This window comes from Rummeliibacillus sp. NPDC094406, from assembly GCF_044763875.1.
GTDB lineage: Bacteria > Bacillota > Bacilli > Bacillales_A > Planococcaceae > Rummeliibacillus.
Genome location: NZ_JBIWGZ010000002.1, coordinates 731,363 through 743,656, shown reverse-complemented (window position 1 = coordinate 743,656; position 12,294 = coordinate 731,363). Strand labels below are relative to the sequence as shown.

5 protein-coding genes, 15 tRNA genes and 2 rRNA genes are annotated in these 12,294 nt (G+C 36.2%); 21 read left to right on the top strand and 1 reads right to left on the bottom strand.

The features are described 5' to 3' along the window. The 18 genes from ACIQ4I_RS08330 to ACIQ4I_RS08245 form a co-directional block, all read left to right on the top strand. Window positions 1–90, top strand: a 23S ribosomal RNA gene (locus tag ACIQ4I_RS08330); the annotation flags it as partial. Window positions 91–155: 65 nt separating this feature from the next. Further along, window positions 156–272: ribosomal RNA gene (gene rrf / locus ACIQ4I_RS08325) — 5S ribosomal RNA — on the top strand. A 41-nt stretch (window positions 273–313) separates the two neighbouring features. Then, window positions 314–389 (top strand) — tRNA-Val (locus ACIQ4I_RS08320). A gap of 22 nt (window positions 390–411) precedes the next feature. Beyond that, window positions 412–484 (top strand) — tRNA-Lys (locus ACIQ4I_RS08315). 17 nt (window positions 485–501) lie between these two features. Continuing rightward, window positions 502–586, top strand: a tRNA-Leu gene (locus tag ACIQ4I_RS08310). 47 nt (window positions 587–633) lie between these two features. Continuing rightward, window positions 634–708: transfer RNA gene (locus ACIQ4I_RS08305), tRNA-Gly, on the top strand. 5 nt (window positions 709–713) lie between these two features. Next, window positions 714–802: transfer RNA gene (locus ACIQ4I_RS08300), tRNA-Leu, on the top strand. Window positions 803–845: 43 nt separating this feature from the next. Next, window positions 846–922: transfer RNA gene (locus ACIQ4I_RS08295), tRNA-Arg, on the top strand. A 22-nt stretch (window positions 923–944) separates the two neighbouring features. Continuing rightward, window positions 945–1,018 (top strand) — tRNA-Met (locus ACIQ4I_RS08290). A gap of 8 nt (window positions 1,019–1,026) precedes the next feature. Further along, window positions 1,027–1,119, top strand: a tRNA-Ser gene (locus tag ACIQ4I_RS08285). A gap of 159 nt (window positions 1,120–1,278) precedes the next feature. Then, window positions 1,279–1,355: transfer RNA gene (locus ACIQ4I_RS08280), tRNA-Met, on the top strand. 4 nt (window positions 1,356–1,359) lie between these two features. Next, a tRNA-Asp gene (locus ACIQ4I_RS08275) sits at window positions 1,360–1,436 on the top strand. 30 nt (window positions 1,437–1,466) lie between these two features. Continuing rightward, window positions 1,467–1,542 (top strand) — tRNA-Phe (locus ACIQ4I_RS08270). A gap of 3 nt (window positions 1,543–1,545) precedes the next feature. Beyond that, window positions 1,546–1,619, top strand: a tRNA-Gly gene (locus tag ACIQ4I_RS08265). 5 nt (window positions 1,620–1,624) lie between these two features. After that, window positions 1,625–1,701: transfer RNA gene (locus ACIQ4I_RS08260), tRNA-Ile, on the top strand. A 9-nt stretch (window positions 1,702–1,710) separates the two neighbouring features. Next, window positions 1,711–1,787 (top strand) — tRNA-Asn (locus ACIQ4I_RS08255). Window positions 1,788–1,795: 8 nt separating this feature from the next. Beyond that, window positions 1,796–1,867 (top strand) — tRNA-Glu (locus ACIQ4I_RS08250). A 901-nt stretch (window positions 1,868–2,768) separates the two neighbouring features. After that, the gene (locus ACIQ4I_RS08245) at window positions 2,769–7,256 is read left to right on the top strand and encodes an endonuclease (protein ID WP_403095057.1); all 4,488 of its coding nucleotides are present in this window, start codon (window positions 2,769–2,771) and stop codon (window positions 7,254–7,256) included. A gap of 307 nt (window positions 7,257–7,563) precedes the next feature. On the opposite strand, the gene ACIQ4I_RS08240 is transcribed toward ACIQ4I_RS08245, so the two are convergent. Continuing rightward, the gene (locus ACIQ4I_RS08240) at window positions 7,564–8,436 is read right to left on the bottom strand and encodes an EAL domain-containing protein (protein WP_403095054.1); all 873 of its coding nucleotides are present in this window, start codon (window positions 8,434–8,436) and stop codon (window positions 7,564–7,566) included. Window positions 8,437–8,924: 488 nt separating this feature from the next. Here ACIQ4I_RS08240 and ACIQ4I_RS08235 point away from each other — a divergent pair, with 488 nt between their 5' ends. The 3 genes from ACIQ4I_RS08235 (at window position 8,925) to ACIQ4I_RS08225 (ending at window position 12,288) form a co-directional block, all read left to right on the top strand. Beyond that, a complete protein-coding gene (locus ACIQ4I_RS08235; RefSeq protein WP_403095051.1) occupies window positions 8,925–9,515 on the top strand; it encodes a hypothetical protein in 591 nt (196 codons plus the stop codon). Continuing rightward, window positions 9,493–10,278 (top strand): Ig-like domain-containing protein, encoded by a 786-nt coding sequence (locus ACIQ4I_RS08230; RefSeq protein ID WP_403095048.1) that lies wholly within the window; start codon window positions 9,493–9,495, stop codon window positions 10,276–10,278. The genes ACIQ4I_RS08235 and ACIQ4I_RS08230 overlap by 23 nt, the downstream gene beginning before the upstream one ends. A 798-nt stretch (window positions 10,279–11,076) precedes the next feature. Then, the gene (locus tag ACIQ4I_RS08225; RefSeq protein WP_403095045.1) at window positions 11,077–12,288 is read left to right on the top strand and encodes a M20 metallopeptidase family protein; all 1,212 of its coding nucleotides are present in this window, start codon (window positions 11,077–11,079) and stop codon (window positions 12,286–12,288) included. Window positions 12,289–12,294 lie beyond the last annotated feature (6 nt).

Genomic DNA, 12,294 nt, shown 5'->3' with positions numbered 1-12,294 from the left:
CCCTTGAAGACGACAAGGTAGATAGGTTCGAGGTGGAAGTGTGGTGACACATGGAGCTGACGAATACTAATAGATCGAGGACTTAACCAAAAGTTGTTAAGAACTTCAATGAATGTTTATCCAGTTTTGAAAGAACAATTCTTTCTAATAAATAGTCTAGTAATGATGGCAAAGAGGTCACACCTGTTCCCATGCCGAACACAGAAGTTAAGCTCTTTAGCGCCAATGGTAGTTGGGGGCTGTCCCCCTGCGAGAGTAGGACGTTGCTAGGCAGACTATGGAACAACTGATATCTATCAGTTGTTCCTTTTATGGAGGATTAGCTCAGCTGGGAGAGCATCTGCCTTACAAGCAGAGGGTCGGCGGTTCGATCCCGTCATCCTCCACCATTTTTTACCATTTATTTTAAATGAGTCATTAGCTCAGTTGGTAGAGCATCTGACTTTTAATCAGAGGGTCGCTGGTTCGAATCCTGCATGACTCATCATTTAATTTTATAATGCGGGTGTGGCGGAATTGGCAGACGCACTAGACTTAGGATCTAGCGCCGCAAGGCGTGGGGGTTCGACTCCCTTCACCCGCACCATTTTTAGAAAATTCAATAAATTGCCAGATTAAATAACACATGCATATGCGGAAGTAGTTCAGTGGTAGAACATCACCTTGCCAAGGTGGGGGTCGCGGGTTCGAACCCCGTCTTCCGCTCCAAATATGCCGGGGTGGCGGAACTGGCAGACGCACAGGACTTAAAATCCTGCGGTAGGTGACTACCGTACCGGTTCGATTCCGGTCCTCGGCACCATCTTTTATTTTTAAATATAATGAAATGATTTGATTAAATATATGCGCCCATAGCTCAACTGGATAGAGCGTCTGACTACGGATCAGAAGGTTGTGGATTCGACTTCTGCTGGGCGCACCAGTTTTAAATTTAATATTATTATGGCGGCCTAGCTCAGCTGGCTAGAGCGTACGGTTCATACCCGTAAGGTCGGGGGTTCGATCCCCTCGGCCGCCATATTATCTGGAGGAATACCCAAGTCTGGCTGAAGGGATCGGTCTTGAAAACCGACAGGCGGGTCAAACCGCGCGGGGGTTCGAATCCCTCTTCCTCCTCCATTTTTATTAAATAATGAAATTATAATGAAATTAAGATAATATTATTATCGCGGGGTGGAGCAAATCGCAATACGAAGATTGCGATTAACGTCGACGCAAGCAAAGCGTGGAAGACGTCAGCTTACTTAGTGCATAATGAAATGAAGTTAATATTACTATCGCGGGGTGGAGCAGTTCGGTAGCTCGTCGGGCTCATAACCCGAAGGTCGCAGGTTCAAATCCTGTCCCCGCAACCAAAATGGTCCGGTAGTTCAGCTGGTTAGAATGCCTGCCTGTCACGCAGGAGGTCGCGGGTTCGAGTCCCGTCCGGACCGCCATTTTTTTAAAAAATTCTATTAAATTATCATGGGTCGGTAGCTCAGTTGGTAGAGCATTAGATTGAAGCTCTAAGTGTCGGCGGTTCGATTCCGTCCCGACCCACCATATGCGGGTGTAGTTTAGTGGTAAAACCACAGCCTTCCAAGCTGTTGTCGAGAGTTCGATTCTCTTCACCCGCTCCAATTATGGGCCTATAGCTCAGCTGGTTAGAGCGCACGCCTGATAAGCGTGAGGTCGATGGTTCGAGTCCATTTAGGCCCACCATTTAACTATTCCGAAGTAGCTCAGTTGGTAGCAGCATCTGACTGTTAATCAGAGGGTCGCAGGTTCGAGTCCTGCCTTCGGAGCCATATATATTGGCCCCTTGGTCAAGCGGTTAAGACACCGCCCTTTCACGGCGGTAACACGAGTTCGAATCTCGTAGGGGTCATACTTAAAAATCCTTTAGAATCATTTGGTTCTAAAGGATTTTTTTATTGCACAATGGTATGCATGAGATCTTGTAATGTATAGACCATTTGCTATTAAAAGAAGCTAATGCCCATCTAGCTTCTTTATGCTAACAGTTACTACTATAGTCTTTTTCTGATATGTCCTGATTGTTGCTTTTCTTCGGATACTTCCCAAAAAAAAGCATTTAAACCCTAATCTTTAGCGTATTAACTTTTAATGATATTATTTGGTGTGCAAATTTTAAGTATTCAATAAGTCTCCTTTGAAAGTTGAATTAGAAGAGGTATAGCTCACACCAACAATTTTGATGAGTGGGATGAAATATATTAGATAATTCTTCGGAAAATTGAAAGTAATAACATGACTATAATTCTTCGGAAGATGGGAGTTTTTTTCATAGTGTTTGGATTCTCTTTTTAAATAAAAATTACTATTTTGATTTCTAGCTCTCATGTATTCGTACATGAGAGCTTTTTAGTTAAGAGGGAGATTCATGAGTGTTCTAAAAGCAACATACAGTATCTAAAGAGAAATTACATTCAAATAATCTTAAATAAAGTAAAAATTCCAACAATTAGTTATATTACTAAATTGCCAGTAAATATATATGGAATATAAAGTATTTTCATATAAAATATGTTTCGTTTGTAAAAATTAATTTTTTTATATGTAAGGGGGTGGAAATTTTATTAATAATAGTAAATAATTGAGTTATGTGGTCGGCTGATATCAATTTTAATCAGATAAATGCCAATAATAATGAAGGAGGATTCTTGTTTGTGACAAATTTCAAATGTGTTAAATCTGCAACAGCATGTGTTCTTGGTACTTCAGTATTTATTAATAGCAAATTCTCATTAAGAAAGGAACTAGTTTAAATGAATAAAAGAAAATGGAAAAAGCCTTTAAACGCGTTTTTGTCGACACTCTTAGTAGCTAGTATCTTAACACCAGCTATTCCAACTTCTGCTGCGGCAGGACAAGCTTCAGAACTGATTATTTCTGAGTATATTGAGGGAAGTAGTTTTAACAAAGCAATTGAACTATATAATGGGACCGGATCTGCCATTGACCTAAGTCAGTATAAATTAGAGCTATATGTAAATGGGGCCGCTCAAGCAGGACAAACATTACAACTTACAGGAAATATAAATGATGGAGAAACCTATGTAATTTATCATAATAGTGCAAATGAATCGATAAAGAGTAAGGGAAATCTCGCTAATTCTACCGTCATTAATTTTAATGGGGATGATCCCGTAGTATTAAAAAAAGGGAATAATGTTATTGATTCCATTGGACAGGTTGGTAAAACAGTAAAAAATATGGAGAATGTAACATTAGTCCGGAAGTCCAATATTACAATAGGCGATACAATTATTGATGATTCGTTTGATCCGACTAATGAGTGGGATAAATTGCCGATAGATGATGTATCTAACCTCGGTAAACATACAATGGATGGTTCTTCAGTAGATCCAGGAAACCCAGCTGACATCAAATCGATTGAACAAGCAAGAACTCTACCAATAGGCGAAACTGTTACGATTAAGGCAGTAGTTGCAGCAAAACTAAAAAATACGATTTCCGTTCAGGATGGTACGGGAGGAATAGCTGTACGTCCATCTAGTTTAGATGCAGCGGTTGGCGATGAAGTCACTTTAACGGGTAAATTAGCAGATTACAGAGGACTAATGCAATTAGATGAGGCAACAATTGATGAAAAGAAACTAAATGTAGGTACACCAACACCTAAAGTCGTTTCAGGTGCAGAAGTTTCAGAAGAAAATGAATCTCGCCTAGTAACAGCAAAAAATATTAAGATCCTATCTGTGGAAGATGGCAGTACTTGGGCTAACTATACGGTTACAGATGGTACAACGCAATTTGTGGTGCGTGATGAAACAAAGGCATTAAACTTAGCTGTTGGGAAAAACTATGAATCGATTACAGGGATTGTTCAACAATTCGATAATGTCTATCAAGTCATCCCACGTTCCACAGCGGATATTATAGAAGATACGACTGTAGTTCAGTCTGTAATGCCATCAGTTAAAGCGGGATCTGTTGCAAAAGGTACTGAAGTAGCTCTAACGACGACAACTGAAGGTGCAACCATTTACTATACAACAGATGGAACAGAACCTACCAAATCTAGTAACGTATACAGTAAGCCTATTGCTATTCAAAATAATATGACAATAAAAGCGTTTGCTGTAAAAGAGGGGTTAAAAAATAGTCAGGTTACGTCGTATGAATATACTGTTTTTGATCAAGAACAAGGAATCCAAATCCACGATATTCAAGGAGCGTCGCATCAATCACCTAAACGAGGTGAGAAAGTTTCAGGGCTTGAAGGAATTGTCACATATGTCTATAAAATTGGAAGCGGAAACTATTTCCATATTCAAACCCCTGATGATAAAAAGGACAACAATCCAAACACTTCAGAAGGAATTATTGTTTATACGGGTAACACTGCAGCGAGCGTTAAAATTGGGGATCTTGTAAGTGTTGATGGAAAAGTAGATGAATTTCAAATTGATGGTTATACTGACACAAAAAAAGAAACAGATTTATCCGTTACACAGATTAATGCTCGAAACGACCAAGGTGGTAAAGTGGGTGTTGTGAAGAGCAATGTAACACTTCCAGCACCAATAGTAATTGATCGCAATAATCTGCCATCGGAAGTGATTGATAACGATGGATTTGGTAAATTTGATCCAGAGGAAGATGCTATTGATTTCTGGGAATCTCTCGAAGGTATGAGGGTTCAAGTAGGAAATGTGAAAGCTGTAGCACCTCAAGAACATGGTGATCTAATTACAGTGCTAGATGAAAGAAAAACGGATACTATTCATGGTGGTGTCTTACTTACAGAAAATAATGCAAATGCTGATAGAATTCAATTTAAACTTTATGATAATACGCAAGCAAGAGATTTTAAAGTAGCAACAGGCGATAAATTTAATGGCCCTATTACTGGGGTAGTCAATTATGGCTTCCAAAATTATAAGATCTATGCTGATTATGATGTGATGAAAGCAAAACATGTTGTAGGTGATTCACAACCAGAAACAACAACGATTGTAAAAGCAGACGATAAATTAACCGTTGCTTCTTATAACCTAGAAAACTTCTCTAACAATACGAAAGAAACAACTGATGATAAAGCGCGCAAATTGGCTCGAGCGTTTGCTTCTGATATGAAAAACCCTGACATTATTGGTGTTACAGAAGTTCAAGATAATAATGGTTCTACTGCAGGAGGCACTGCGGCAGATCAAAGTTATCAACGCTTAATTACTGAAATTGAAAACGCTGGTGGCGTAAAATATAACTATGTCAATATTGACCCAGAGAACAATGCAGATGGTGGTGCACCAAATGCGAATATCCGTGTAGGATTCCTATATAATCCGGAACGCGTACAATTAACACAAGGCATTCCAAGCGGGGATGCAAAAACAGCTGTAGGATATAAGAATGGAAAGCTATCACTTAATCCAGGGCGTATTGATCCTACAAATACTGCATTCAATAATAGTCGAAAACCACTAGCTGCACAATTTGATTTTAATGGTAAAAGTGTTGTTGTCATTGCGAATCACTGGAACTCTAAATCAGGTGATACACCATTATTCGGCTCAACACAGCCACCTCAATTGGAAAGCGAAGTGCAACGTCATCAGATTGCAAATGTCGTGAAAGACTTTGTAGAAAAGATTAAAGCTGATAACCCAGATGCAAATATTGTCTCTGTCGGTGATTATAACGATTTCCAATTCACGGATTCGTTAAAAATCCTTGAAGGCAAACACATGACAAACATGATTAATAAAGTACCTGAAGATGATCGTTATACGTATCTTTTCCAAGGGAATTCACAAGTGTTAGATCATATTTTAGTATCGAACAATCTAGCTAAATCAACGAAAATTGATATTCTTCATATCAATGCAGATTTCACTGATATGGCTGGCCGTGCAAGTGACCATGATCCAGTAATGGTACAACTTGATTTATCTGGTAAATCAGATGAGATTGTTCCTGAAAAAACATACAACTTAGTAAACATAAGAGAGAAAGAACTAACATTTTCTGAGCCAAGTATTTCCGTGAATTTTGAAAGTGGCAAGATTACAAAAGGAATCACCATTACAAGTTCCAAATATGCTGAGCTAAAAGGAGCAGGATTCACAGATAAAGGCTTTAATGGTTCAACAGTGACGATTAAACCGAAAGAAGCTGGTGCCATTATCAACTTCTCAGGGCTTCCACTAGGAAAAGTCATCATTGATAGTCCGAATGTGAAAGAAATTAGAGGCGCTGAGAATATTAAACATATCAGATATATAAACGGTGCAAATCCTGAAAACATTCATTTTATAGATTCAGAAGGTGAGTCACCTTCAACACCAGCAGAAAACAATGCTCCAGTAGCAATAAAAAACTTTGATAATCAAACTGTGGCAGTAGGGAAAAAGCTGAATTTCCTTTTGACAGACTATTTTCAAGATCCTGACGGAGATAAGCTAACATTTAGTTCTACATTAGGAGCTATTAGTGGTTCAGAACTAACTTTGGATTTACCTGTTGGCAGTCATATTGTGGGAGTTACAGCTACAGATGGAAAGAAATCTGTCACCTCTAGTTTTTCTGTAACTGTTACTTCTGACAATACAACGGATAAATACTATAGCGATGCTATTGGGAAAGAAGGGCAAGTGTTAAAGGCTGCATTACACGATATCATAGATGATAACCGTGTGCTTTCATACAATGAAGCGTGGGATGCTTTGAAAATAACGGATGAAGATCCAAATAATTCGAACAATGTTATCCTACTTTATACTGGAGAATCTCGTCCAAAGAGCAAAGCCGGTGGCAATGTTGGAGACTGGAATAGAGAGCATACTTGGGCAAAGTCACATGGTGATTTTGGTACAAGTAATGGCCCTGGTACAGATATTCATAATTTGCGACCGGCTGACGTACAAGTAAATAGTGCAAGAGGGAACTTAGATTTTGATAATGGTGGAAGTGCAGTAAACGGTTGTTCTGAGTGTAAAAGGGATTCTGATTCATGGGAGCCGCCAGATGATGTAAAAGGCGATATCGCTAGAATCTTATTTTACATGGCAACACGTTATGAAAAAGGTGACAGGGTTGACTTAGAATTGAATGATCGAGTTAACAATGGAACAAATCCTTTCCACGGAAAGCTTTCTGTTTTATTACAATGGAATGAACAAGATCCAGTAAGCAAGTGGGAAAAACAACGAAACGAAAAAATATACAATATTCAAGGAAACCGCAATCCATTCATCGACCACCCTGAATGGGTAGAAGCAATTTGGTAAGTCATAAGGATAAGTGCCTGCGCGTTAAGATCTCAAAAGTACACAATACGAAAGAGTAATACCAAACACCCAATCCCATCTCTTAGAAGGTGGGATTTTCTTATTTCATCGAGTTTGCTCGCAGGGACTGAGGTTTAAATGGTGCGATGCGTGGATTCAATTTCTTTTTTCGTGGATTAGAGTTGAGATTTCGTGAATTGACCCAAAACAATCGTGGATTAGCTCAGAAAATTCATGGATTTTGCCCAGAAGAAGAGTCCTAAACCACTAAAATGGTTTAGGACTTTCTTTTTTGAAAGGATCAATTTCACAAATAATCTGGTGAACTATTAGGAATGCTGCCATTCAGTATTTCCATTTTGGGTTTACCTAGTGCGTAACCTTGCCCATAATGAATTCCAACAGATTGAAGGTATTTTATTTCTTCTATCTGTTCAACGCCTTCAGCAATAATTTTTGTATTAGACTGTTCTGCATAATCATATATCATCGAAGCTAGTTTTTGACTGGCCTCCTTTTGATGAATATTTTGAACAAGTGAGCGATCTAATTTGACAAACTCTGGTTTTAGATAGAGTAATGTCTTTAAACTATTATAGCCTGAGCCCACATCATCAATAGCAATACGATAACCCTGTGAACGATAATTGGAGAGAACTCGCTCAAATTCTTGGAAATCTGTGACAGCACTACGCTCCGTTAGTTCAAAAACAACTTGATTTGGTTGCAGTCCAACATTTCCTAAAAGTTTTAATGTTTCGCCATTGTGATAGTTTTTATCCAGTAGAATTGATGGATGGATATTTAAAAATAAGGTGTAATTTTTTGCAATGGAGTTTTCCGGAAGTCTAGTCATATATCTTTGTAAAGAAAGATTCCTACAAAACTTTTCAAATGCAAAAACCATATCCGTTTGCCCAACAAATTCATAAAACACATCGGCATTTGAAAATAATTTTGATCTAGATGGTCTATTTAACGCCTCAAAGGCAAATGTTTCATCTGTATGCAAATTGACAATGGGCTGAAAAAATGTGTTGAGCTTTTCGTTTTTTAATATATTTTTTAGCTCATTGTATCTTTTGAAATTCAAGAGATCCTCATGACGCCTGCTATATAAGTATTTTAAAAATGAGAATAGGTTAACAGGTGAATCCCCGGAATATAGTGAATAATTCATATGATCTCCTTATGTATAAAGGTGTTTTTCCTTATTTTAATGTTTTATTGTTAAAGCAATGTTAATTTTTTTTAAAGACTTGTAAATGACAGGTGCCTAAACAATTCTGACAATCAAGTTAAGGTGCAAGTCCCTCATACAATCCAATACAATTTAAGTCTTTTCTATATAGAATGATAAGGGAAAATCCCTGATTTTTAGTCAGGGATTTTGTTATGGCAATTGGTTGTCCAATCCGTGAAATTTGGTAAGTCATAAGAATAAGTGCCTGCACGTTAAGATCCCTGAAGTAGTTGCAGTTTTAACAGAAGCAGTATCTAAATTAGGAGAAAAGGAGTCCTAAACCATTACAATGGTTTAGGATTTTCCTTTTTGAAAGGAAGGATATAATTATATATTTATTTTTACATAATTGATTAATTAATATAATTTTTATAGTATAATTTAATTGTTTTATGACTTAAGTAGGGGGTAATTAGTATGAAAAAATGATTTTAACTATTGCATTAGCTTTTTTATGTGTAATAGGATATTCATTGACTTCGGCAAGTGCTGAAGAAAATAATATAAACTTAGGGTTAAATAAAAGTGTTACAGGCATTATTACGGATGATGATCCTTCAGATTACTATACTTTCACTTTGAGTGAGGCTGGGAAACTATCATTAGATGTATCTTCATATATGTCATATATGAATGTTGTGCTTTATGATGAAAATCACGATGTAATAATGGAAAAGTATTCTTTTGAAGATGCTGATGAAAATAATCCAACTCCATGGAAAGAAGGAGAGTATTTAGAGCCGGGTACATATACTGTCAAAGTATCACAGGAAGATGATTACACAGGAAAGTATAGATTAAAAGCAACGTTAAATGCTGCGAATAATAATGAAGTTGAATCTAATAACGGAATAGATTTGGCTCAACAATTAACATTAAATGAGTCGCAAATAACTGGGTTAATCAGTTGGAATGATACTTCGGATTACTATAAAGTAAATCTTACAAAATCAGGAAAATTATCTGTAGATTTTTCTTCTTATTATGGCGTACGTGAATATAGATATCTTAGATGACAATTATGAAAGTATAATGTCTGATAATGGTTTTAGTGGAGCAAGTGAAAATACGGCAATTCCAACAAATTTAAGTACATATCTAGAAGCAGGAACTTATTATATTAAAGTTTCCGAAGATGGTGAAAATGGCCGTTATAAATTAAAAGCTAATTTTACTGAAGCTAAAAACAATGAAAAAGAACTTAACAATGGTGTTGATCAAGCTCAAACTATCTCTGCGAATACCCAAAAAGTGACGGGACTAATAAGTTGGAATGATACAGCGGACTACTATAAAGTGAAAATAACAAAAGCAGGAAAACTAACTGTTGATACTTACTCATATGTACCATGGTTAAATGTAGATGTGTATGATAGTAATATGCAAAATGTAATGTCTTATTATAATTTTAGTGGTGCAACTGAAAGTACATCAATTCTGAATTCAGATACAGCAGTTGTGAAAGCTGGTACTTATTATATTTCTATAAAACATGACTCTGATTATGGTAAATATAAATTATCTGTCAAAGCACCTAGTATGTTACCTAAATCACCAACTGTAAACAAAGTGAAAAAAGGTGCTAAAAAAATTACAGGGAAAACGATAAAAAATAGTACAGTGACAGTTAAAATTGGTAGTGAAAAATACACTGGCAAAAGTAATAGTAACGGGGAATTTTCTATTAAAGTACCAGCTCAAAAATCAAAAACAAAAATATATGTATCGGTGAAAACTTCATCAGGCACAAGCACATCAACAAAAGTGGTCGTTAAATAAAACAAAGACTCTTTGATAATTTAGACTCTAATCTCTTTTCGAGATTAGAGTTTTTTTGTAGGAATCATTTACATGAGAAGAAGTATAAAGTCGCAACCATTAACAAGAAGATGAATAGTTTAAAGGTGTACAAGATTTAGATAAGCATTTACGCGTTCGAAGTTGTAAGATGTTTAAATATGTTTTCTAAACTTTTGAATCTATGGATGACGATTTATGTTCTACTCCTTCAGCAATAATTTTTGTATTAGATTGTTCTGCATAATTGTATATAAACGAAGCTAGCTTTTTCATTTCCAGATAACGTTGAAGAACTATAATATGTAGCTTTCTTATATGCTCTATTCAACACATAACTACCAAAATAGATAAAAGTAAATACCAATAGAAAAAAGAGTATCTATAATTATTTTGTAATAATGGTATTTCATGTATGAGTATCTTTAATTTTATATTGGAAAAGTTATATGGTTCCTTCGTGTTATTTTGCGAAATTTACACAAAAACGAACATTTACATCTATACAAGGTTAATATTTATAAAGTATAATACAAAAAAGAGGATTTTAAGTGTACGGAACATATGAATGTTCGTGTTTTGAAACCGCGAGTAATTGATGAAGTGAAATGAATCCAACAATTATTTTATAAGATCTTCACACATAATTTAAAAATATTCTCTCTATAAAGTTTTCTGAAAATAAATAAAATATCGAAAGATAGTAATTATGTATTATTATTATTTTTAGAATACTTTAAGAAAATTTCTTTAAATAATCGTTATAAGGAAGGGAATGTAATGATGAATACTACAATTCTTAAAAATGTTGAGGTTTTGATTGATGACAATTTTGATGAATTCTGTTCCATTCGAAAGAAATTACACCAAACACCTGAAATTGGTTACGATTTATATGAAACTTCTAAAATCGTCAAAAGCTATTTAGATGAATGGGGTATTTCATATACTGATCATGTAGCGAAAACTGGAATTGTGGCCATGATTAATGAAGAAGTTGATGGACCAACCATTGCTTTACGAGCGGATATGGACGCATTACCTATCAAAGAAGAAACGGGTGCAGCTTTTGCCTCTTTTAACGAAGGTGCCATGCATGCATGTGGACATGATGTTCATACCACGACTTTACTAGGTACAACTAAAATACTAAATATGGTGAAAGACCAATTAAACTGCAAGATAAAACTCATCTTCCAACCAGCAGAAGAAATGGTCAAGGGTGCTGAAAAAATGATTGCAGAAGGTGCGCTTGATAACCCGAAGCCTGACTTTATCTTTGGTATGCATGTTTGGCCAGAACTCAATATAGGTGAGATTGGTGTCAAACCAGGGTCCTTAATGGCGAGTATGGATGTTTTTGAGGTAACTGTAAAAGGAATGGCAGGGCACGGAGCAGCACCGCATCAAGGAATAGACGCTATTGTAGGGACATCACAAATTATTACGTCTTTACAAACCATTTTAAGTCGAGAGATTAATCCTGTAGATGCTGCTGTTATGACGATTGGAACCATTGAAGGTGGACAAGGATTTAATATTATTCCAGAAGAAGTAAAATTCAAAGGTACGGTTCGTACAGTGGAGAAAGAAACCCGATTATTGTTGAAAGAACGTTTTGAAAGTATTGTTAACAATGTTGCACAAGCGAATCGATTAACAGCAGAAATTGATTACGATATGAGGTATCCAATTACGATTAACACACCATCTGTTGTCCATGCCATTCATGATGGATTAGTAGAGGAATTTGGACAAGATCGTATTGTCGATGTTGAGAACCCAAGTCTAGCATCCGAAGATTTTGCATGTTATTTAGAAGAAGTTCCAGGTGCATTTTTCTTCCTAGGTGTCAATGATGGAAAAGGCGGGGCTCATAAATTGCATAACTCTCACTTTTTACCACCATTTGAATCAATAAAAAATGGCATATCCTTATTTTTATTTTTAGTTTTAAACAATGAGCTCTATCGAAATGTAAATGTAGAATAAATCAAA